Source organism: Hydrogenophaga sedimenti (assembly GCF_051857515.1).
In the GTDB taxonomy this organism is placed as follows: Bacteria; Pseudomonadota; Gammaproteobacteria; order Burkholderiales; family Burkholderiaceae_C; genus Hydrogenophaga.
The window spans coordinates 100,674-123,030 of sequence record NZ_JBPZHA010000007.1 but is presented as its reverse complement, the minus strand read 5'-3'; the positions used below and the strand labels follow the sequence as shown (position 1 = coordinate 123,030).

Here is a 22,357-nt window from a genome sequence, read left to right as displayed (position 1 = left end):
GATGGATGGCATACTTGAATTCATGCGATTGAAATTCCTTGCCCGGTGTTCGACGCTTCTGGAGGGGGCGTGGCAGCGTCGGCTGCCCGGATGCACGCCGATCCCGCCTGCCGCGCACTCCATCCTGTGCTGACATGACCCAGCGCTATGTACTGATTTCGCCGTGCCGCAATGAGGCGCAGTACATGCGACAAACGCTGGATACCGTCGTCGGACAGTCGGTGCGGCCCGCCCGCTGGGTCATCGTCGACGATGGTTCGACCGATGCCACGTCGCAGATCCTGGCCGAATACGCGCTGGAGCACCCCTGGATTGAGATCGTCACGCGCGCAGACCGCGGTCATCGCGCTGTGGGGCCTGGTGTCGTCGACGCGTTCTATTCGGGGTATGCGGCGATCCAGCCGAAAGACTACGAATTCGTCTGCAAGCTGGATCTGGATCTGCGGCTGCCGCCGCGGTACTTCGAGATCCTGATGCAGCGCATGTCCGAGGATCCTCGAATCGCGACCTGCAGCGGCAAGGCCTATCTGGAACAGGACGGTGTCCTCGTTCCCGAGCGTCACGGAGATGAGACCTCCCTGGGCATGACCAAGTTCTACCGGGTCAGCTGTTTCGAGGCGATCGGAGGTTTCGTGCGCGAGGTCATGTGGGACGGCATCGACTGCCACCAGTGCCGCATGAAAGGCTGGGTGGCCTGCAGCTGGGACGATCCGGCATTGCGCTTCGTGCACCTGCGGCCCATGGGGTCCAGCCAGGACAGCATTTTCACGGGCCGGATGCGCCACGGCTACGGCCAGTACTTCATGGGCACCGGTTTTCTCTTCATGGCGGCCAGTGCCCTGTCTCGCGTGAACCAGCGGCCTTATGTGCTTGGCAGCGCGGCGATGCTCTGGGGCTGGCTGAAGGCGGCCCTGCAACGCAAGCCACGCTACGAGAATCCGGAGTTCCGGCGTTTTCTGAGGGCTTATCAGCTGCGTGCCCTGTTCGTCGGCAAGACCCGCGCCGCCCGCGACATGACGGGTCGTGCCTGATGTGCGGCCTGGCGGGCATCGTCGGACGCGTTGGTGAGGCGAATCGCGCCGCACTGCGTCGCATGACCGATGCCATGGCGCACCGCGGTCCTGACGGCGACGGCCTGTGGATGGGGCCGGCCGACCAAGGCGGCTGGGGTGTCATGCTGGGGCACCGGCGTCTGTCGATCCTCGATCTGTCCACCGCAGCCTCCCAGCCGATGGAGGATCCACAACGCGGTGACGTGGCCGTGCTCAACGGCGAGATCTACAACTACGTCGAGATCCGCCGCGCGCTCGAAGCCCAGGGCCACGCGCTCTGGTCGACCGGAGACACGGCAGCGATGCTGCGCCTGTTGAGCCTGCGTGGATTCGAGGCGGTGCGCGACCTGCGTGGCATGTTCGCGATCGCGCTCTGGGACCCGCGCCGCTGCGAGCTGCTGCTGGCCCGCGATGCGCTGGGCATCAAACCGCTGTACTTCGCGCGCAATCCCGATCCGGATGGCGAATGGTCTTTCGCGTTCGCCTCGGAGGTGCGTGCGCTGCTGCGTTCGGGCCTGCTGCGCCAACCCCGGTTGCGCTCGTCTGCCGTGGCGAGTGTGGTCTGGAACGGCTTCACCGTGGCGCCGGAGACCATCGTCGACGGCATTGAGTCGCTCCTGCCGGGCGAAATGCGGGTCTATGCACAGGACGGCCGTGAGCGGCAGCGCCAACGCTACTGGACCCAGGCCGAACTCCCGCGCCCAGGGTCGTCGAACGATCGGGATGTGTCTGCGGCGCTTGAAGACAGCGTGCAACGCCATCTCGCTTCCGACGTGCCGCTGGCTGTGTTCCTCTCCGGTGGGGTCGACTCTTCCGCGATTGCCAATGTGGCCAGGCGGGTCTCGCGGGACCCGGTGCACACCTTCACCCTGGCGTTCACCGAGCAGGAGCGCAACGAGGGAGACATTGCGAAAGCGGTGTCGGCGGCGATTGGCACGCAGCACCACGAGATCGTGCTGCGGCAAGAGGATTTTCTCGACCGGCTGGATGAAGCCATCGGCAGCCTCGACCAGCCGAGCTTTGACGGCCTGAACTCGTTCTTCATGTCCCAGGCGGTGGCGCAGGCCGGGTTCAAGGTGGCGCTTGTGGGCAGTGGCGGCGACGAGCTGTTTGGCGGCTACACCTCGTTTCGCGATCTTCCCGCGATGGCGGCCTGGTCAAGGCGCCTGGGCTTCGTTCCGGAGGCGGCCCGCAACTTGGCCGCGAGCGCGTTTTCCCGATGGAAGGCGCCAGGCGAGAGCAGCTTCCCGCCCCAGACGCGCTGGGCGAAGCTGCCGACGATGGTTGCTGCTCGCGACGACCTGCTCGCGCTGTACCAGTGCGCCTACGCCTTGTTCCTGCCCGAAACCCATCGCCGGTTGCTCGGTACCGCTGCGGGCGGACTGGCCGCAGGCTACCAGGGGCTTCCGGCAGGGATCGTCGCCGCGCTGGGTGAGGAAACTGCGGGCCGGAGCGATCTGGCATCGATTGCCGCGTTCGAACAGCGGCTGTTTCTGGGCGAACGCCTTCTGCGCGACACCGATTCGACCAGCATGGCGGCCTCCATCGAGACGCGGTTGCCGCTGGTCGACCAGCAGTTGCTTGAGGTGGTTGCCGCGGTGCCCGACGGCGCCCGGTTCCACCCGGTGCGATCGAAGGCCATGTTGCGCGCCGCGGGTCTTCAAGGTCTGGACCCGGCGCTGTTCGATCGGCCGAAATCGGGCTTCGAGCTGCCCTTCGACCACTGGCTGCATGGCCCGCTTGGCGCAGAGGTGGGTGAGGTGCTCGGTGACGGCGCGTTGATGGCGAGTGTCGGTCTCTCGCCGCGGATGGTGGAGGAGCTCTGGCGGGCCTACCAGGCGGGTGCGCCGGGCCTGTACTGGACGCGCATCTGGTGTCTTTACACCCTGGCGGTGTGGGCGCGCCGGGAGGGGCTTTCGATGGAGGCCGCGGCGTGAGGGTTGCGTATCTCATCAGCGAGTACCCGAAGGTCAGCCACAGTTTCATCCGCCGAGAAATTGCCGCGCTCGAGCGGCAAGGCGTCGATGTGCTCCGGTTCGCGATTCGCGGTCCTTCCGACGGGAGCCCGGATTCGGCGGATGTCGAGGAACTGAATCGCACGCGCTATGTGCTTGGCGCGGGCGTCGGGACCTCGGTGGTGCATGTGCTGCGGGCCTTGGCGCGAAGCCCGACCGCCTTCATCGGGGCTGCGCGCAGCGCGCTGCGGCTGTCCCGCCGCGCTGAGCGCAGCCTCGTGCACCACATGGCCTATTTCGTCGAAGCCTGCGTGGTCGGGAACTGGATGCGCGAGAGCGGGGTGTCGCACCTGCATGCGCATTTCGGTTCGAACCCGGCGTCGGTCGCGATGCTTGCCGGGCAGTTGAATGGCTGCACGTTCAGCTTCACGGCGCATGGCACGGTGGAGACGGACGCCGCGCAGTTCATCGGAATTCCGGAAAAGATCCGGCGTGCCGCCCGTGTCGTTGCCGTCAGCGAATATGGCCGGAGTCAGCTGTGCCGCTGGGTGGAGCCGGTTCACTGGAACAAGATCTCGGTGGTGCACTGTGGACTCGACGAGATGTACAGGGAAGCTCCGCTCCAGCAGCACAACGCGGCGCGGCGTTTCGTCTGCGTCGGGCGGCTGAGTCCGGAGAAGGGGCAGTTCCTGCTGATCGATGCTCTGGCCGAGCTGCGCCGCCAGGGCCTGGACGCCGAACTGGTTCTCGCCGGCGACGGGGAACTGAGACCGGAGATCGAACGACACAGCGCACAGTGCGGTGTGTCGGATCTGGTCCGGATCACCGGATGGATTTCCGGCGCCACCGTCCGCCAGGAGATCGATGCCTCGCGCGCGCTCGTGCTCAGCAGTTTTGCCGAGGGCTTGCCGGTGGTGCTGATGGAGGCCATGGCATGCCAGAGGCCGGTGATTGCCACGCGCGTTGCCGGTGTGCCGGAACTGGTGCGCGACGGACAGGACGGCTGGCTGGTGGCGCCAGGCAATGCGATGGAGCTGGCCGCGGCGATGCGACGCTGTCTGGAGGCCGACGCCTCGCAGCTGCAGGCCATGGGGCAGGCGGCCCGGGTGCGGGCGATGGACAGGCACGACATCGATCGTTCGGCGCTGCAACTCAAACAGATTTTCGAGTCGCTTGCGGGAACAACCGCATGAGCACTGCCGCTGCATTCAAGGCCCTGGCCCGCGACACCTGCGGCCAGCTGCTTTCCTTGTCTGGCCTGACGGCCCCGGCCGCGCGGCTGGGTCAGCGGCTTTCCATCGTCACCTTTCACCGGGTTCTCACCGAGCCTCAGCGCCAGCGCTATCCGTTGCCGGGCCTGGCCGTCACACCGGACGAGCTGGACGCCCATCTGAAGTTCCTGACCCGTCACTTTCAATGTCTGTCGCTCAACACCGCGCTCGACCGCTGGGAGCAGGACCGCACCGCCGGTCTGCCGCTGCTGGCGATCACGTTCGATGACGGGCAGCTCGACAACTACCAGAACGCGCTCCCTGTCCTCGAATGGAACGGGGTGACGGCGAGCTTCTATGTCCCCAGCCTGGTGCTGGAGAACACCGCGCCGCTGTGGCACGACGCCATGGCGGCTGCGGTGGCCTGGCTGACCGATCCGTCGAGCGGCCAATCGATGCCGCTCGACCCCTCACGGCGTGCCGAGGCCGGAGAGCTGCTGGCCGGACTGCAACCCGGCGGGGAGCACCAGCGCCTGGCTGGTCACACCGCTGTCGAGGCGGCACTGGAAGTCACCAAGCAGTGGAGCCCCTCGCAGCGCGAGGCTTGGCTGTTGCGGGCCGAAGGCGTGCTGCCCCGAACGGTCCGTCCCGGCTGGGACGGGTTCATGAACGTGCAGCAGATGAAAGACCTGGTGGCGCGCGGTCACGAGATAGGTAGCCATTCCCATTCCCATGCGCTGCTGCCGCAATGCACGGACGATGAGCTGCGGGCTGAAATTGCGGGCTCCAAGCAGAGGCTGGAAGCGGCGCTTGGCGCGCCCGTCACCACCTTCTGTTATCCCAACGGATCGACCGATCCGCGGTCCATGGCGCAGGTCCGTGAGGCCGGCTACCGGGCCGCCGTCACCACGCAGTGGGGGAGCAACGCCTGGGCAGACGATCACTACCGGCTGCAGCGATTCAACATGAACGCAAAACACGCACAAGACCGCCAGGGCCGCTTCTCCGAGGCCCGGCTGGCGTGGCGCATGAGCGGCCTGCACCCGGGACTGACCGGTGCGAGACGGGACCCCTGCAGCGGAACGCCGGCGTGACCCCTGTCTGAGGCCAGCACCATTCCTTCAGGTGCTGGCGTCGGGCATCTCCGGATGCCCCAGCCGCTGCAGCAATGCACGCATCGATGCTGGGTCCTGAAAACGACGCGCGAACTTGCCGAACAGCGACCGTTTGAGCAGCGGAAAGCCGGCCTCCAGCATCTGCTCCGGGCAATTCAGGCACAGGTCCTGGTAAGTCGACCCGTCGGTGTACCAGAAGGCGCCCACCCGCATGTGATCGCTGGCCACCCGGGCAAGACGGGTTTCCTGCAGCAGGATGACCGGGGCGGACGTGCTGTAGCACCAGTCGGTGGAAATCACGGGGGCGACGGCCCGCAGCAACTCCTCATCCAACTGGCGAATGATCAGGGCGAAGGACTGAAGGTGGTTCTCCTCCATCGAGCTGGCACTCAGCCCGGCAAGACGCCAGGGCGATCGCTCGATGAACGGTGTCAGCGGCGAGAACGGACCGAGCATCGAATCGTTGAGCAGCATCACGTCCGAGCCGGGTGCGTGCCGCGCCAGTTCGGCCAGACCGATCGCGTAGGCCGAGAAATCAAAGCCCTCCATCGCCTTCCAGTACAGCGCATCGCAATGGTTCTTCAAGACGTCGAGCACCGGATGACCGGGCGGGCAGGTGCACACGATCATGAGCCGGGCATTTTCTTCCGCCAGACGCTCCAGCGTGAACCGGTGCTGCACCGACAGCTGTCCCTCCGGCAGGTACATGAAGTACAGCAGCCAGGGTCCGGCCGAGGACGGGGGCGCCAGCAACTTCCACGCAGGAGCGTTCTGGCGGGTCCGGCGGGCTGACCAGCGGCGCCAGACGATGCTCCAGCGGGGAGCGCTGCGGACGTAGTCCCAGTAGGTCTGGACGCCGGGAACCGGACGGACGGGGTCAATAGGCATTCTTGCCCGAGAGCGCGCCGAAGGTGCGCAGCAGGATGGAGAAGTCCAGCCAGAGCGACCAGTTGTTGATGTACTCGATGTCCGCCTCGATGCGCTGCTGCATGCGCTCGATCTCGCTGGTTTCCCCGCGCAGGCCCCGCACCTGGGCCAGCCCGGTGATGCCGGGTTTGATGTTGTGGCGCGCGAAGTAGGCATTGATCCCCTTCGAGTACTGCTCGTCGTGCTGCACCGCGTGGGGACGTGGCCCGACCAGCGACATCTGGCCTTGCAGCACATTGAAGATCTGGGGCAGCTCGTCCAGGCTGGTCTTGCGGAGAAAGGCACCGACACGGGTGACACGAGGGTCGTTGCGGGTGGCCTGCTGGATCACGCCGTCGGCCGGCTTGTGCACGAACATGCTGCGGAATTTCCAGATGTGGAAGACCCGGCCGCTCCAACCCTTGCGCGCCTGGCGGAAAAACACCGGGCCCTGGCTGTCCAGTTTGATGGCCAGGGCGATCAGGAGGAGAAAGGGCGAAATCAGCACCAGGATGAGCACGCCCAGCACGCGGTCTTCCAACGATTTCAGCAGCAGACGGGTGCCTGTCAGGGGCGTTTCCGACAGGGTCAGGACCGGCAGTCCGGCGATCTCCCGAACGCCGTAGTTCACCAGCAGCAGCGAAAAGATGTCGGGTGCCCAGTGCACCGCCACATGGCGGTCCAGCAGCTGGAAGTACATGTCCTCGATCAGATCCGACTTGCTCAGGGGAACCGCGAAGTAGACGGTGCGCACGTCGTGGCGGTCGATGACGTCCAGCAGGTCGTCCAGCTCACCGATGATGTCGGGTTCCTTGAGCGGGCCAAAGTTGGTGGCTTCGTAGAGGGGCGCGTTGGCGCTGGCGCCACGGCTTTGCAGCGACGCAGGCAACTGCAGGCAGCCAACCACGTTCTGGTTCAGCCAGGGATTGCCAGAAATCTTGTTTTGCAGGTAGCGGGCCAGTTTTCCGGTGCCGACGATCAGCACGTTCTCTGCGGGCACCGCATGCAGCATGACGCGGGTCTGCACCTGGCGGCTGAGGTACTGCAGCAGAACCTGCAGCAGGTAGCCCGCCACATACAACTGCAGCAGCAGCAGTCGGGAGAAGGTTTCGGTCTGCTTGGTCGCAAAGCCGACCACGAGAAGGAATGCGAATGCCAGCGACCAGGCCTTGAAGTGGGTCAGGGCCTTCTGCGTGAAGCTGCTGTTGCTGCGATAGACGCCAAACTGGTCGTAGGCGAACAGCATGCCCATGGCCAGCAGCAGCAGCATCATCGAGTAGTCAGCCGTGAGCCCGCCGACCTGCTGGCGGATCAGCAGCAAGGCCAAGCCCATGACGGCCGCCAGGTCCACCAGCGTCTGTACCGCCGTGGAGATGCTGCCGCGGCGCTTGAGGATGGATCTTGGGGGTCGCTTGGGAAGGACCATGGCAGAAAGTATAGGTGTCCGATGATGTTCAGAAGCTGACGAAACGGTCAGATGCGATGTCGCGTTACCACATGCGGATGATGTGTCACGGCTTGCTCTGGGCGACGCCGGTCTTGGGGTAGGACGTCACCACCGACCAGATCACCTGGCTCATCAGCCGGGCCAGCTCGGGGGAGATGGGCTTCCATGGCGTGCCGTCCACCAGCTGGACGTCGAACGGTTCCGTGGGGGGCGGGCGGTGGTAGAGCACCGCGTAATGGGTCAGGGCAACCAGGTAGTTGCCCAGCGGACTCAGGTGGATCATGTCGCGCTCGCCCTTGTCGTTGACGTTGAAGAGGTCTTCACGGGACCGCAGGCGGTCAACGCCGCCCCGGGATTCGACCTCCCGGACCAGGCGGGCCATCACCTGTCCGGCGGGAATGACGTACACCGGTCCGCCCGTGTCCCCGTGCGCCATGCCCTGCGCCAGCAGCACGCCTTCCCAATAGAGGGCCAGGTCTTCGTCCAGGCGCTCCAGCCATCCCTTGGCGTCGTTCAGTTCGTGCCACAGTTCGTAGAGATAGACGCGGGTCTGCGGATTGGCCGTCCGGGCAGCCCGTGCCCACTGGCGGATGTACTTGGGACTTTGCTGGTACTTGATCGCGTCCTTGATTTCGACCGACTCGGCCAGCACCAGCACGTCGAACCGGCCACTGTCGACCGCCTGGCGGGCGTCCTGGTAGCGTGGGTGGGCATTCTCCACATCGAATCCGTTGACCGGCACGTCGGGTTCCCAGTGCGATCTCAGGGACGCTCCCCATCCCAGCTGGGAGCGGTGATCGTGGCCGGTGCCCGCCAGCTGCTCCAGCATCATCGGCACGTCCTTGTTGACGAGGCTGTGTCCGATGTAGAAGACCCGGAGGGGTTTGTCGGGAGGGGCCAGCGGTTGGGCGTACATGGTGGCGAGCTCGGCCGGCTCCAGGGTCTTCTGCCCGTTGCAGGCGGTCAGGATGCAGGCCAGCGCGACCTTCAGCGAATGTCTCAGGAACATGTGGTGAGAACCGGTGGTGGGTGTGGAGAGGCCGTCTGGCCGGCCTGCGCCGTGCGGGACACCGTGGCTCTGGCCCGTGCCAGGTGCTTGCGCAGTGCGGCGGCCAGCACGTCGACGTTCGGGCGCTCCAGGATCTCCATGTGTCTGCCGGGAACACGTTCCACGGCCAGGCCGGGTGCCAGCGAACGCCAGCCGTAGGCCGGTGCCGTGGATGCGTCATCGCCCGCCTGCAGGAACACCACGGGCAGGTCGCTGGGCACGGCCTTGTGGGTCCGGATGGCCTGGGCGTACGCCTGGATGCGCCGGCTGCCCGGCTCACCGCGGTGTTCGGACTGGTGCCGGTAGACGCGGTAGATGTGCAGCAGGTGTTTCACTCCCTGGCGACGCAGCAGGCGCAGGCGCCTGAGCACCCCCGCGACCAGGTGCCGGGGGCCGTGCCCGGGCAGCCGGGAATCGAGCAGGGCGATCAGGCCGATTTCTTCGCCCTCTTGCCGCAGCCGCCGGGCCACCTCGAAGGCGATCGGGCCGCCGATCGAAAAGCCGCCCAGGAAATAAGGCCCGTGGGGTTGAATGCCGCGGATCAGCGCCTGGTATTCCGTCGCCAGCTTCTCGACCGTCACCTCTGGCAGCGCGAGGTCCGCCGGCCATTCCAGCAGGTCGATCTCGGTTTGCGAGAACACCCCGTACACAGGCATCGCCGGATCGAGTTGCTGCGCCAGGCGGCGGTACATCTCCGCGCCAGCCAGCAGAAACAGGCCCGGCTCGCTCCCATGGGGTTGCAGCACGGCGACCGGGATGTCCCTGGATTCCCCGGCCGGTGACTGGGCAAGCGCGGCGGCCAGGTCCGCCACCGTGGGGTGCTTGAACAGCAGGGCCAGCGCACAGGGGCGTTTGAGGGTCGACTCGATGCGGTTGACCACGCCCACGGCCAGGATCGAATGCCCACCGAGGTCGAAGAAGTTGTCGTGGATGCCCAGCTGGTCGGTCTGCAGCGCCGCCTGCCAGATCGCCAGGATGGTGGCTTCGGCGGGATTGCGGGGCGCCACGGACGCTGTGCCAGAACCCGGGGACTCGCTGGGCGGCACCGGCAACGCTCGCCGGTTCGTTTTGCCGTTGGGCAGCACGGGCACCGTGGCCAGTTCGACAAACACGCCGGGCACCATGTAGTCGGGCAGCCAGCGGCGCAGGTGTTCACGCAGTTCCTCGCGCGGGGGCATCGACCCGTGGGGCACCACGTAGGCCGCCAGCCTGGGCTGGCCCGGGACGTCTTCGCGCAGCACCACCACCGCGCGCGCCACGCCGGGGTGGCCGAGCAGCCGGGTTTCGATCTCGCCCAGCTCCACCCGGAATCCCCGCAACTTGATCTGGTCGTCCAGCCGGCCGCCGTGTTCCAGCGAACCGTCGTGGCGCCAACGCCCGCGGTCGCCGGTGCGGTACAGGCGCCGGTTGAGGGGATCCGGCGCGTCCGGCTGCACGACGAACCGCTCTGCGGTCAGCGCATCAAGGTGGTGGTAGCCGATGGCCACGCCTGCGCCGCCGATGCAGATCTCGCCCGGGACGCCGATCGGGCAGGGCTGAAGGTGTTCGTCGAGCACCTGGATCGAGGTGTTCCACACCGGGCGCCCCAGCGCGATGGCGGGCATGGCCTCGGGTGACACCCGCCAGCAGCTCGACCACACCGTGGTTTCGGTGGGGCCATACATGTTCCAGACCTCGCCACAGCGGGCCAGCAGCCGGGAGGCCAGGTCGGGAGCCAGGGTCTCTCCACCCACCAGCGCCTTGAGTTGCGGGTCTCCGGCCCAGCCGGCTCCGAGCAACAGGTGCCACCGCGACGGCGTGGCCTGCAGCACCGTGATCTTTTCGCGCGCCATCACCTCGGCCAGCGCGCCACCATCGGCGGCCTGCGCTTCGCTGGCGACGACCACGGTGCCGCCCGTCCCCAGGGGCAGGAACAGCTCCAGCGCCGCGATGTCGAAGCTGGGGGTGGTCACCGCCAGCAGCCGGTCCTGCGCCGTGAAGCCCGGCGTGTCCGCCATGCTGGCCAGCAGGTTCACCACCGCCCGGTGCGGCACGGCGACCCCTTTGGGCTGTCCCGTGGAACCCGAGGTGTAGATCAGGTACGCGGGATCTTCCGGCCGGGCATCGAGCAGCGGGTCGGCCGGCAGCGGGTCGGCGGCGCTGGCGGCGATCCGCGCGCCGTCCAGATCGACCTGCAGCCGTGGCAGCTGCCCGCAGGCCAGCACCACCGCGCTGTGGGTCACCAGCAGCGCCAGGTTGGCGTCCTCGATCTGCCGTGTCAGCCGCTGGGCCGGGTGGTCGGGGTCCAGTGGCACGTAGGCCGATCCCGTTTTCAGGATGGCCAGCAGCGCGACGACGAGATCGTGGCTGCGGGGCAGGCATACCCCGACGCGGGTGCCGCGCGCAATGCCGCGCTGGCGCAGCAGCCGGGCCAGCCGGTTCGACGCCTGGTCCAGTTCCTGGTGGGTCAGCCGCACGGTATCGAAGACCAGGGCGGCCTGCTGTGCGGAGATCTGCAACCCCTGGGCCACCCATTCGACCACCGACCGGGCTGCCGGCACGCCGGCAGGTCCGTGCGACCACTGGCTCAGGCGGTCGCGTTCGGCATCGCCCGGCAGCGGCAGGGTGGCGATGCGGGTTTCGGGATGACCGACCGCCGCGCGCAGGATGCGCTCCAGATGCTCGCCCATGCGCTGGATGGTTTCGGGGGCAAACAGGTCGGTGGCGTACTCGATCACGATGGCGTGGTCGTACAGCGTGTCGACCACGAAGGTCAGGTCGAACTGGGTCGATGTGCGGTCGAAGTCGAGCCTGGACCAGCTCAGGCCGTCGAAATGGCAGTCGCGGGCCTGCGAGTTCACCATGTTGAACATCACGTTGAACAGCGGCGGCCGGCCGCTGTCCGCCTTCGACGCCAGTTCCCGGACCAGCAATTCGAACGGCATGTCCTGGTGTGTGAAGGCGTCCAGAGAGGTCTCGCGCACCCGCGAGAGCACGGTGCGGAAATCCGGATCGCCGTCCAGGGCGGTGCGGAACACCAGGGTGTTCACGAAGGTCCCGATGAGGTTTTCCGAGGCCAGGTGATGGCGGTTGGCGATGGGCACGCCGATGCCGATGTCGGTCTTGCCCGTGTGCCGGTGGAGCAACACGTTGAGCGCGGCGATCAGCACCATCGAGAGGCTGGCGTCGTGGGCGGCGCCGAGCCCGCGCAGCGCGGCGATGTGGTCGGGGTCCAGGGGAAAGCGCAGCGCGCCGCCACGGAAGCTCTGCGCCGCGGGGCGCGGGAAGTCGTTGTTCAGCGGCAGGGGTTCCAGACCTTCCAGGCGCCGCGACCAGTAGGCCAGTTCGTTGGCCCGCCGCTCGCCTTCAAACCAGCGCCGGTGCCAGGCCGCGTAGTCGGCATACTGGATCGGGAGACCGGGCAGGGAGGCTTGTCCGCCAGCCAGAATGGCGTTGTAGTGCAAGGCCAGTTCCCGCCCCAGTTCGGCGAACGACCACTGGTCGCTGATGATGTGGTGCATCACGATCAGCAACACCGCTTCCTGCTCGGCCGTGTGGATGACCTGCGCGCGAAACAGCGGGCAGCGATCCAGCTGGAACGGGATGCTGGTGAACCTGGCCAGCTGCTGGTGCAGCAGGTCCCCGGACGCGCTGCTGGCGCCGGTTGTCAGCCACACCTCGTCGACGGTGGTGGCCGGGGCTGGCACGACTTCGCCCGAGACGCCGTCGGCGGACCTGATGAAACGGGTTCGCAGGATCTCGTGCCGCTCGACCACGCGCGCGAGCCCCGCACGCAACGCGGCCACGTCGAGCGACCCCTGCAGACGCAGCGCCAGCGGCACGTTGTAGGCGCTGCTGTCGGGCGCCAGTTCGTGCATGAACCACATGCGCTCCTGCGAGTACGAAGGCGCAACCAGGGTGCCGGGCCCCCGCACGCCCGGCGGTTCTGTCGGTGCGGCGATCGCGTGGCGGGGCGCCTCGGACGGCTTCTCCCGTGCGCTGGCCACGAGGTGGGCGAGTCCGCGCACCGTGGGGCGGTCGAAAAGGGCACTGATGGGCAGGTCCACGCCCAGCCGGGCGCGCAGCCGGGACACCAACTGCGTGGCCAGCAGGGAGTCGCCGCCGAGATCGAAGAATTTCGCGTCGGGTGCGATCTCCTCGTGCCCGAGGACCTCGGCCCACAGCTGGGTCAGGGTCTCCATGAGCGCGGCGTCGGGCTCGTGGGTGGTCGACGGTGCCGCATGCGACGGCGGCCGCACCGGGATTCTCAGCGGCTCCAGCCGTCCCTGCCGGTGGAGGCGCTGTGCCGCACCGCGTTGCGGCTTGCCGCTGGATGTGCGGGGCAGGGAGCCGGTGCGCAACGGCACGATGTCGTGCAGCTCCACCTGGTGCTCGATGGCCACCTGCCGCTGGACCCGATCCACCAGTTCGCGGACCACCTCGGGCGCGGGGTTGCGGCGGCACTCGACCAGAAGGACGATCGCTTCCCTCGCACCCTTGTCGACCGAGATGGCCATGACGCCACCGGCACGGACGTTCGGGTGCGCCGCCTCGGCGGTCTGCTCGAGGTCCTGCGGGTACAGGTTGCGCCCGTTCGAAATGATCAGGTCCTTGCAGCGGCCCGCGATGAACAGTTCGCCGAGGTGGAGGAACCCCAGGTCGCCGGTGCGCAGGTAGTGCACCGGGTCGGCTTCCTGAACCGCCAGCGTCGCGCCAAATTGCTCGGCCGTGGCTTGCGGCTGGCCCCAGTACCCCCGGCCCACGCTCGGTCCTGCCACCCATATTTCGCCGATGCGGCCCGGGGCACAGGGCACCCCGGTGTCGGGGTCGACGATGCGCAGCCGGAAGCCCGGCAGCGCCGGGCCGCAGCCCACCAGGGTTCTGGCGCCGGGTGTTTCCGCCGGGACGGGCTGCACTTCATGGCGTTCGAAGGCTTGCGCGTGGAACGGGATCTGGAGCATCGGGCCGTGGGTCTTCCTCACGGTCACCGCCAGCACCGCTTCCGCCAGCCCGTAGGACGGCGCCAGCGCGGAGCGGTGGAATCCGAAGGGTGCAAAGGCCTCGGCGAACGCGTCCAGCGTGGCGGCACGGACCGGCTCCGCACCACAGGTGGCGAGCTGCCAGCTTGTGAGGTCGGCGCTCCAGTGCGGCGTGCGGGCCAGCGCCTGCACACAGGCGGCGTAGGCGAAATCGGGTGCCCCGCTGTGCGTGATGCGGTGCCGGCCGATGGCCTCCAGCCACCGCAGGGGGCGCAGCAGGAACTGCGCGGTGGACATCAGGAACGCGGTGCCTTCCATGTAAAGCGGCTGGATCACGCCATGCACCAGGCCGTAGTCGTGGAACCAGGGCAGCCAGATCAGCCCTCTCGGGTGGGGCGTGTGCACCTCGCCCGACAGCGCCTGGCATTGCGCCAGCACGTTGGCGTGGGTGATCTCGACACCGCGCGGAGCGCTGGTGGACCCGGAGGTGTACTGCAGGTACGCGATGGCGCGGTCGCCCCGGGCACCGGCGCCTGCAGTGGGTGGGGCAGGGGGTCGTGGTTCGGCCAGCAGGGATGCCAGGGTGAGCCACGGCACGTCGGGAAGCTGGGCGCGCCCGGCGGCCAGGTGGTCGTCGTCGGTCAGGATCAGCGCCACATGGGCATCGGCCGCGATGCCCCGCAACCGGGACTCGCTGCTGCGCGGATGGACGGGATCCGGCACCGGTGCCGGGATGGGAATCACCTCGGCCAGGATGCAGCCCCAGAACAGCTGCACGGCCTCCAGACCGTTGTCAAACGCGAGCAGCACCCGGTCACCGGGCGCGGTGAGCGCGCGCAGCCGGCGAGCGATGGTGTCGCTCGCCAGGCCCAGTGCCGCGTAGCTCAGCACCTCCGTGGCATCGAGATCCTGGCCCAGGAACACGTAGGCCGGGCTGTCCGGTTGTGCCGCGACGCGCGCGCGCAGGAGCTCCCCGAGATCGGAGGGCTCCTGCCATTGACCCTCAATGGCGCTGCCAGCGGGCGTCCGTTCGAACATTGTGGATGCGGGGTATTGGATGGCTGTGGGGAAAAAGGCTCCAATCAGGCCGCTGGGGGCCTGTGGGGTGGTTTCAGTTCGATGCCGCGGGATGACAGGAATTCCATGGACGGGATGGCAATGATGTTTTCGTAGGTTCTGGGTTCAGGCGTTTCGATCCGGTGCAATTCGGGCGTTTCCCCGTGTTGCAGCCACCAGAGCAGTTTGCCGGTCGGGCTGCCGGTTTCGGGGGCGAAACAGATTTCAACAAAAATATAGCCCGGAAGAGAGGACTTGATCGACGGGAAATCGTCTTTCTTGGCGTGCTGGCCGTGAAACTCGAAGGCCACCACGGGCCGGTGCCTGGCGATGGTCTTTTGCAGACCTTCGAGCGTCATTGGTTCCAGTCCTTCGACATCGATCTTGATGAAGTGGATGACATCCAGTCCGAGCCCGTCGATGTAACCGTCGCCTCTCTGGATCGGCAGCTGGATGATCTTGGTGTTCCTGGGTGGTTCGGCCGTGTCGCTGACATAGCCGCTGTTGCCGAGGTTGCCGTCGAGATTCACCTGGAAGGAGGCCACGCTGTTTTCGTTGCCCAGCCCCAGCTGGTGGCACTGGATGTTCTGGATGCCGTTCAGTGCAATGTTTTCAACCAGTCTCTCGTAGGCTTCCGGGTTGGGTTCGAAGCAATGAATCCGGGACGCGACCTGGCTCAGATAGATGGCGTGATTGCCGGTGTTCGCCCCGATATCGAGAATCACACTGTTTCCGGGGAGCAGTCCCTTCATGAACGACAGGAACCGTTTTTCGTAAATCCCCTCAACAAAGATGATTTTGTCAATGTATTGGGCCGGATCGATGTTGAAACGCAGGCCGCCGTCGGTGATGTGGACAAACGGCTCCGTCAATTGCGAAATCTGCCGGCGCCGGCTCGGCTGCTGATGGTATTTTTGCCAGACCCGCGACAGGATGTGACCGATTCTTGAGGCGAGGGAGTCTTGTTGGTGCAGTGTCGACATTGGGACTCCTGGGCTGGTTGCTGGCGACCGGTCAATGGCAATGAGAAGGAACTTCCTGGCGCATCATGGTTTCGACAATGCCCTTGCGTACCGCTCATGCAGGGACTTCAAATGGTTCATTCTGGCCAGAAACTCCGCTTCGCAGGCGTGGCGCCTGGCAAATGCCAGTCCGGCCCGGGCCAGGGTGAGCAGCTGTGCGCGGTCTCCGGCGAGCCGGGCAATTTCGGCCGCCAGCGCCTTCCAGTCGTCCATCGGCACGGAACGCCCGCCATCACAGTGCCGCAGCAGGCCCGCAAAGGCTTCGTTGTCGTATCCCACGATGGGCACGCCACAGCCCAGCGTCTCGAGGTAGGTGCATGACGGATCGCCCTGCCGGTGGCAGCAGACGAACAGGTCGATCTCGTCCCGGATGCGGGGCATCAGCGCCGATTCAAAGTCGAGCACGCCGCCCAGCACGACCTCGTTGCCAAGCCCATGTTGCTGGATGTCCTGCGCCATGGCCGGCGCAAGCGGCCCGTCGCCATAGATGTCCATGCGGAAAGGCACACCGAGTTCCCACAGTGCCTGCGCGACCTTGACCAGGTGGTCGGCCCCCTTCATGGCCGTCAGGCGCCCGCTGAACGCCAGGCGGATCGGGCGCTGCGGGCCGAACGGGAGCGCACGGTCCGCCAGCCCTGGCTCGGCCGGGATCATCTGCCGGGACACGCGGCTGTCGAAATACAGCAGGGTGTTCGCATTGAGTTCGCGGTAGGCCTCGTAGGTCGGCGTGCCGTTGCACTGCAGGCCCGCCGCCTGCCGCACCGTTGCCACGATGGCCTTCTCCTGTCCGGCGGTCCAGTGGTGCCGGCGCCAGCGCCGCCAGAACACCGGGTGGTCGGCATCCACGATCTGCAGCCGGGTCTTCAGGGAGTATTCGGTGACCAGCACGAACGGCACACCGGCCTGCGCGCAGGTGGCCGCCGCGTGGTTCATGCGGTGGTCGGGGCCACCCATCACGATGGCCGCTTCCCTCATGGTTTGTTTCGCCTGTTCCGAGTCGAAACGCGTGAGCACCACCTGGAAAGGCAGCGCGTCCACCCGGACCCAGACGTCATCGAGATTGACCGAGTGCTCGTGTTCGTCGGGTTCGATCAGCAGGGTCACCGGACCCTCCCAGTGGTCCACATGCGCCTGCATGCCGGAGACGAACTTGCCGGTCAGCCGGAGCTGGTCCGGCCGTCCGATGCCGGCGGTCAGGCTGGGGGCCACCACGAGAGGTCGTTTCATGGTGCCGGGGGGTCAGTGAATCACCAGGCTGACCACCATGTCCTGGGTGGTGGTGATCGTTCCCGCCAGGCCGGGGGGCGTGCTCTCCCGGGCATCCTGCCGGAACGGGCGAGCCACAAAGCGGGTGTCGTCCAGGGTGGGCGCCATTTCAATCGCCACGTCCTGGAAATCCAGCAGGGCACGGATCTGTGGATACACCCACTTGTAGTAGGCCTCCTTGGCGCAGAAGACGCGGGTCACCCAGCGGGCGCGCTCGGCCTCGGGCAGGTCGGCCAGACGCTGCAGCTCATCGGGGCGGCAGATCAGGTCCCACAGGTCCCGGGGCAGGTCGCGGTCGGGCTCCACATCGACCCCCACCGACTGGCGGTGTTCGCGCAGCGCCACGATGGCGATGCAGGTGGTTTTGCTGTGGGAGATGGAGCCCACGAGATCCGGGGGCCAGCGCGGACTGCGGTCCGGATCGGCAGGCAGGGTAACACCAGGCCGTCCCAGTCGGCGCATCGCATGGCGGGCGGCCGATCGCCCCGCCGCGAACTCCTTCTGGCGGTGCGCGATGGCACCGGAGACCGCCGCATATTCTTCGGGGGTGAGCATCGCCGGGTCACCGTCCGCCGTGCTGCAGCAGACCGCCGCGGCATGGTGTCCCAGCAGGGCTTGCAGGGTGCTCTCCATGCGCTGATGCATCGGGAGGGGCGGGGAACCGGTGCTCAAAGGGTGCTCCCCGGTCTTGTGGTGCGCATCGCCCGCCGCCGCGCCATGGCATCGGCACGCACCTGGGCGCGTTCGGTGGATTCGGCGGCAGACTCCGCCGTGTCGCGTGGCTTGTCGTCCAGGTGGGCGGCCAGCGCGGACAGGGTCGGGAAGCGGAAGATGTCGGTGATGCTCAGGCGGGTGGTGTTGAGCGTCTGCCGGATCTCGCGGTGGGCCTGCACCGCCAGCAGCGAATGGCCGCCCAGCGCAAAGAAATTGTCCTTCGCGCCAATCTGCGGCACGCCCAGCACGCGGGACCAGATGGCGGCGATCTTCTGCTCGACCTCGTTCTCGGGTGCCACGAACACCTCGGTGCGTTCGCGCTGCGTGGTCTGTGTCGGTGCCGGCAGGGCCTTCCGGTCGACCTTGCGGTTGGGTGTGAGCGGGAACTCGTCGACCGTCACGAAGTGCGCCGGCACCATGTGTTCGGGCAGGCGCGTGGCGGCCCACTCGCGCAGCTGCTCGGTCGACACGCCCGCATCGGCACGCAGGTAGGCCACCAGGCGCACGTCACCCGGCTGGTCTTCGCGGGCCACGACCACAGCCTGGCGGACACCGTCGACCGATTCGAGCACGGCCTCGATCTCGCCCAGCTCGATGCGGTAGCCACGGATCTTGACCTGGAAGTCGGCGCGGCCGAGGAAGTCGATCCGGCCGTCCGGGCGCCAGCGCGCCAGATCGCCGGTCCGGTACATGCGCGCGCCACCGGGCGCCACACAGGCCGGGCGGACGAACGGGTCGGCCGGAAAGCGCTCGGCGGTCAGGTCGGCGCGCTGCCAGTAGCCGCGCGTGACCCCGTCGCCGCCGATGTAGAGCTCGCCCGGCACGCCGACCGGGACAGGCTCCTGGTGCTCGTCGAGCACATACATCTGGGTGTTGGCGATCGGACGGCCGATGTTGACGACCGACTCGCCGGCGCCGGCGGTCTCGGTGGACGACCAGATGGTGGTTTCGGTCGGGCCGTACATGTTTTCGATCGAGGCGCTGGTGACCAGGCCCAGCTCCGCCACCAGCGTGCCCGGCAGGGCCTCGCCGCCGATCATGAGGTGCTGCACCTGCGACAGCGCGGCCTTGGCCTCGTCGTTCATTGCGATCATGCGCGCCATGCTGGGCGTGCACTGCAGGTGGGAGACGCCGTGCCGGACGATCTGCGCGGCGATCGAGAAATCGTCGTGGGCCACGGCCGTGGGCTGGTTCGAGCGGCGCAGCACCTCGGCCAGGGGATACAGGGCTTCCATGACCTTCTCGACCGGGATGCCGTAGTCGATCAGGCAGGCGACTTCGGCCACACCGATGGCCTTGAGTTCCTCCACCCGCTTGAGGCAGTCGTCCACGGTGCCAAACAGGCCGGAGTCTTCGAAGTAGCGCAGGAAGGCGAACTCCAGGATGCCTTCCAGTTCGTCCTCGGTCAGCGACCGCAGGTCCAGCTCGAACGGATTGCTCACGCCCACCGGCTTCTTGAAGGCCGGGAAGGCCCAGGCGTACTGCTTGATCAGGCCGGCCGCGCTGCGCAGGTAGTCCTTCATCGGACCACGGGCCGTCTCGCGCGCCTGCTCGCGGTCGCGCGCCACATAGGTGTGCAGCATCAGGGTGACGGTGAAGTTCGCCGGGTCGTGGCCGGCGTCGCGCAGGGCCTGGTGGTAGATCTTGATCTTGCCGCCGACCTCTTCGACGGTCTGGCCCAGCAGGTGGGTCAGCACGTGGGCGCCGATGGCGCCGGCTTCCTTCCAGGTCTCGGGGTTGCCGGCGGTGGTGACCCAGATCGGCAGCTCCTTGGAGACCGGACGCGGCTGCGTGACCACGTTGAAGGGCTCGCCACTTGCCGTGGGAAAAGCCACCGCCTCGCCGCGCCAGAGGTGGCGCAGCTGCTCGATGGTCTCGAACATGGCTTTCTTGTTGTTCGGCGGGGTGTTCTGCGGACGCAGCACGAAATCATCGGGCTGCCAGCCGGAGGCGATGGCGAGGCCTGCGCGCCCGTTGGTGAGGTTGTCGATCACGGCCCATTCTTCGGCGATGCGCGCCGGATGGTGCAGGGGCCCCACGCAACTGCCGGCGCGCACGCCGATGTTCTTCGTGACCGCCGCCACGGCGGCACCCGTCACCGAGGGGTTGGGGTAGGGGCCGCCGAAGGCATGGAAGTGGCGCTCGGGTGTCCACACCGCGCAGAAGCCGTGCTGGTCGGCGAACTTGGCGCCCTCCAGCAGCAGTTCGTATTTCTTCGGGCCGGCGCCGTCGTCGTTGCCCCAGTAGTAGAGGCTGAAGTCCATCTTCTGCGCCGAGATCGGCATCGTGCCGCTGGAGACGAGCGCGCGGTTTTCGTCGCTGGAGAGCACGAGCTTGAAGCCGCGGGCCAGCGTGTAGAACAGCTCCAGCACCGAAATGTCGAATGACAGGCTGGTGACGGCCAGCCACACGCCGGGAGGATCGTGGCGGATGCGGTCGTCCATGCCGCGGAAGAAGTTGGCCACATTGCGGTGCTCGACCATCACGCCCTTGGGCCGGCCGGTGGAGCCCGAGGTGTAGATCATGTAGGCGATGTCGGACGGACTGACGCCACTGACCGGATCGGTGTCGGGCTGATGCGCGATGGCCGGGTCGTCGTCGATCACCAGCACCTCGGCCTGGTGCACCGGCAGGCTGTCGACCAGGGTGGACTGGGCGATGATCACCGGGGCGCCGCTGTCTTCGATGTAGAGGGCGATGCGGTCGGGCGGGTAGGCGGGGTCCAGCGGCACGTAGCCACCGCCCGCCTTCTGGATCGCCAGGGCGCCGATCAGCAGGTCCAGCGAGCGCGGCGTGTACAGGCCGACCAGGGTGCCGGGCACCACGCCCATGGCCGCCAGTCGGTGGGCCACCTGGTTGGCGCGGCGGTTGAGCTGCGCGTAGCTGAGGGCCTCGCCTTCGAACACCACCGCCGTGGCGTCCGGTGTCCGGCGCACCTGCTGCTCGAAGAACTGGTGCACGCAGGTCTGGCGCTCGTAGTCGCAACGGGTGTCGTTCCAGCCGTAGAGCACCTGTTCGCGCTCGGCCGGGCTCATGACGGGCAGGCGGCCGAGGGCCATCTCGTCGGCCGCCGGGTCGCCCAGGGCGTCCAGCACCCGTTGCAGGCGCTGGGCCAGGGTCGATGCCGCCCCGGTGGTCAGTCGGGCTTCGTCGTGCCACACGGTCAGCGCGCCGGGGGCGGTGATCTGGACCGTGATCGCCGTGCCCTCGATGCCCGCCGCTTCGCCGCCCGTCGCCAGGCCGACCTGGGGCACGGTGAGCGCCTTGATGGCCGGGTCGCGGACCACCAGGTCCAGGGCAAAGGCCGGGGCCTGCCGCGCCGCCGACAGTGCTTCGGCGCATCGGGTTGCAAAAGCCGAAAACGGGGTGTCCCCCGCGGCCGTGAGGCGCAGCGGTACCCAGGCCGACAGATAGCCAGGCGCCACGGGGGCGCCGGCGTCCCGGTAGGCCAGATCGAAACCCGCCTTGCCACTGACGCGCGCCACCCAGGCCGCCACCGCGGCCAGCAGGCGGTCGCCCGATAGGCCGGCCTGGGCCGTCAAGGATGCTCCCTGCCAGCGGCCCGGGCCGGCGGCCGCGGCCACCAGCGGCAGATCGACACCTTCCGGTGCCTGCAGGCACCGGCGCCATTGCACTTCACCGCCCACCACGCGCGCCATGGCCTCGGTGAGTGCCTTTGCGGCGTCGGCGCCGGGCAGCGGCAGGCGGTCCCCCGGCTGGGCCAGGGTCGACGGACACACGGCCTGCCCCTGCAGGTCCCGCAGCCCCGTGAGGCGCACCGGCGCCGAGCCGGTGCCCACCACCAGCCCACCCATGGTCGCCTCCAGCACCTCACCCGGCGCGGCGGAGGCAGGCCCGGTTTCCGGGGCTGCGGCCGACACCAGCAGAACCCGGTCGCCGACCACCAGCTTGGGACAGGTCATCGGGTTCCAGTAGCTGCCGTGGTCCAGCGCCCGCACCAGGGCCAGCACCTCGTCGGCCGGCCGGGTCAGGTCGATGCGGGCGGCGGCGGCGGGGCGGTCCAGGCGCGCGTGGTAGCTGCGCTGGCCCAGATCCTGTGGCTGGCGCTGCAGGCCGGGGCCATGCAGGTCCGCCAGCAACCCCGAGAAGCTCTCCATGGCGGCTTCGTAGCAGCGGGTGTTCAGGGTCAGCGCGGTCTCGTTGGGCGCCATCTCGAACAGCTGCTGTTTGACGATGTCGCCTTCGTCGATGCCGCCTTCGATCATGTGCCAGGTCACCCCGTGCTGCTTCTCGCCGGCCAGGATGGCCCAGACCGGCGCATTCAGACCGGCGTGGCGGGGCAGGGGGCCGTCGTGGAAGTTGATGGCGCCACGCGCGGCCTGGGCCAGCACGGCCTGGGGGATGACGGACAGGTTGGCGATGCTGAACAGCCAGTCGAAATGCAGGCCGGCGAGGCGCTCGGCGAGCCCTTCACCGGGTGCTTCGACACGCAGGTCCCGGCCCACCGCCCAGGAACGGATGTCCGGGTTGCGGGTGACCACCGCGCCGATCCGGTCGCCGTGCTGCAGCAGTCGCTCCGCGCACTGGATCAGAAGAGATTCGTTGCCCATCACCACACAGGAAAAATTGCTCATTGGCGACTCCGG

The 22,357-nt window shown here is 67.6% G+C and carries 12 protein-coding genes; 4 read left to right on the top strand and 8 right to left on the bottom strand.

The genetic code is table 11. From position 1 onward, the window contains the following. Window positions 1–134 precede the first annotated feature (134 nt). From ACS5NL_RS13255 to ACS5NL_RS13240, 4 genes are read left to right on the top strand one after another with little or no spacing between them, the layout of a single operon-like run. A complete protein-coding gene (locus ACS5NL_RS13255) occupies window positions 135–1,031 on the top strand; it encodes a glycosyltransferase family 2 protein (protein ID WP_439354324.1) in 897 nt (298 codons plus the stop codon). Continuing rightward, window positions 1,031–2,989 (top strand): asparagine synthase (glutamine-hydrolyzing), encoded by a 1,959-nt coding sequence (asnB, locus tag ACS5NL_RS13250; RefSeq protein ID WP_439354323.1) that lies wholly within the window; start codon window positions 1,031–1,033, stop codon window positions 2,987–2,989. Before ACS5NL_RS13255 ends, asnB begins: the two co-directional genes overlap by 1 nt. Then, window positions 2,986–4,200, top strand: a complete 1,215-nt coding sequence (locus tag ACS5NL_RS13245) for a glycosyltransferase family 4 protein (RefSeq protein WP_439354321.1) — start codon at window positions 2,986–2,988, stop codon at window positions 4,198–4,200. Before asnB ends, ACS5NL_RS13245 begins: the two co-directional genes overlap by 4 nt. Then, on the top strand, window positions 4,197–5,312 hold the full coding sequence (locus ACS5NL_RS13240; protein ID WP_439354320.1) for a polysaccharide deacetylase family protein: 1,116 nt from the start codon (window positions 4,197–4,199) through the stop codon (window positions 5,310–5,312). The genes ACS5NL_RS13245 and ACS5NL_RS13240 overlap by 4 nt, the downstream gene beginning before the upstream one ends. A 27-nt stretch (window positions 5,313–5,339) precedes the next feature. Here ACS5NL_RS13240 and ACS5NL_RS13235 read toward each other — a convergent pair whose 3' ends face one another. The 8 genes from ACS5NL_RS13235 to ACS5NL_RS13200 all read right to left on the bottom strand — a co-directional run bounded on the left by ACS5NL_RS13235 (window position 5,340) and on the right by ACS5NL_RS13200 (window position 22,345). Continuing rightward, the gene (locus ACS5NL_RS13235) at window positions 5,340–6,041 is read right to left on the bottom strand and encodes a hypothetical protein (RefSeq protein WP_439354319.1); all 702 of its coding nucleotides are present in this window, start codon (window positions 6,039–6,041) and stop codon (window positions 5,340–5,342) included. Between the two features lie 169 nt (window positions 6,042–6,210). After that, window positions 6,211–7,665, bottom strand: a complete 1,455-nt coding sequence (locus ACS5NL_RS13230) for an undecaprenyl-phosphate glucose phosphotransferase (RefSeq protein ID WP_439354318.1) — start codon at window positions 7,663–7,665, stop codon at window positions 6,211–6,213. 85 nt (window positions 7,666–7,750) lie between these two features. Next, window positions 7,751–8,695, bottom strand: a complete 945-nt coding sequence (locus ACS5NL_RS13225; RefSeq protein WP_439354317.1) for a hypothetical protein — start codon at window positions 8,693–8,695, stop codon at window positions 7,751–7,753. Then, window positions 8,686–14,730: a non-ribosomal peptide synthetase gene (locus tag ACS5NL_RS13220; RefSeq protein WP_439354315.1), complete on the bottom strand. Its 6,045-nt coding sequence runs from the start codon at window positions 14,728–14,730 to the stop codon at window positions 8,686–8,688. The genes ACS5NL_RS13225 and ACS5NL_RS13220 overlap by 10 nt, the downstream gene beginning before the upstream one ends. A gap of 44 nt (window positions 14,731–14,774) precedes the next feature. Beyond that, complete coding sequence (locus ACS5NL_RS13215; RefSeq protein ID WP_439354314.1) at window positions 14,775–15,731, bottom strand: FkbM family methyltransferase; 957 nt, start codon at window positions 15,729–15,731, stop codon at window positions 14,775–14,777. 63 nt (window positions 15,732–15,794) lie between these two features. After that, window positions 15,795–16,997: a glycosyltransferase family 4 protein gene (locus ACS5NL_RS13210; RefSeq protein WP_439354312.1), complete on the bottom strand. Its 1,203-nt coding sequence runs from the start codon at window positions 16,995–16,997 to the stop codon at window positions 15,795–15,797. A gap of 12 nt (window positions 16,998–17,009) precedes the next feature. Further along, entirely contained in the window at window positions 17,010–17,669 is a 660-nt protein-coding gene (locus ACS5NL_RS13205; RefSeq protein ID WP_439354310.1) for a 4'-phosphopantetheinyl transferase family protein, read from the bottom strand. Window positions 17,670–17,704: 35 nt separating this feature from the next. After that, a complete protein-coding gene (locus ACS5NL_RS13200; RefSeq protein WP_439354308.1) occupies window positions 17,705–22,345 on the bottom strand; it encodes a MupA/Atu3671 family FMN-dependent luciferase-like monooxygenase in 4,641 nt (1,546 codons plus the stop codon). Between the last annotated feature and the right edge of the window lie 12 nt (window positions 22,346–22,357).